Raw genomic sequence first — 502 nt, forward strand, 5'->3', positions numbered from 1 at the left:
AAAAGAATTTTTCAAATTCACGGTGTAGATAAAAATGGTAAGACAATATTAAAGAAAAAATTAATGAGAGAGCAGGTTCTAACTTTTATGGCTAACGTACCAAAGTGTCTAGTAGGCATGGAAGCTTGCGGTGGAGCTAGCTATTGGGCAAGAGAATTAACAAAATTAGGTCATACTGTAAAACTAATAGCTCCACAATTTGTTAAGCCTTATGTTAAAACTAATAAAAATGATCAAGCAGATAGCGAAGCAATATGTGAGGCAGTAGCAAGACCTAATATGAGGTTTGTGCCTATCAAAACTGTAGAGCAACAAGATATTTTATTTATTCATAGGGTAAGGCAACGATTGGTAAAAAATCGTACTGCACTTGCTAATGAGATCAGGGGATTATTACATGAATTTGGTTTTGTTATACCGCAAGGAATTAATAAAATTATGACAAAATTAACTGAGATTTTAGATGAAGGAGCTTTAAGCCAGCTAAGTTATCGAACGTTTA

The 502-nt window shown here is 33.5% G+C and carries 1 protein-coding gene; it reads left to right on the forward strand.

The window, feature by feature from the left end:
* Positions 1-502: IS110 family RNA-guided transposase (locus RiCNE_RS07970; protein ID WP_239832616.1), on the forward strand; the 502-nt coding region annotated here is incomplete at both ends.

Origin of the sequence: Rickettsia endosymbiont of Culicoides newsteadi (assembly GCF_002259525.1) — a bacterium.
In the GTDB taxonomy this organism is placed as follows: Bacteria; Pseudomonadota; Alphaproteobacteria; order Rickettsiales; family Rickettsiaceae; genus Tisiphia.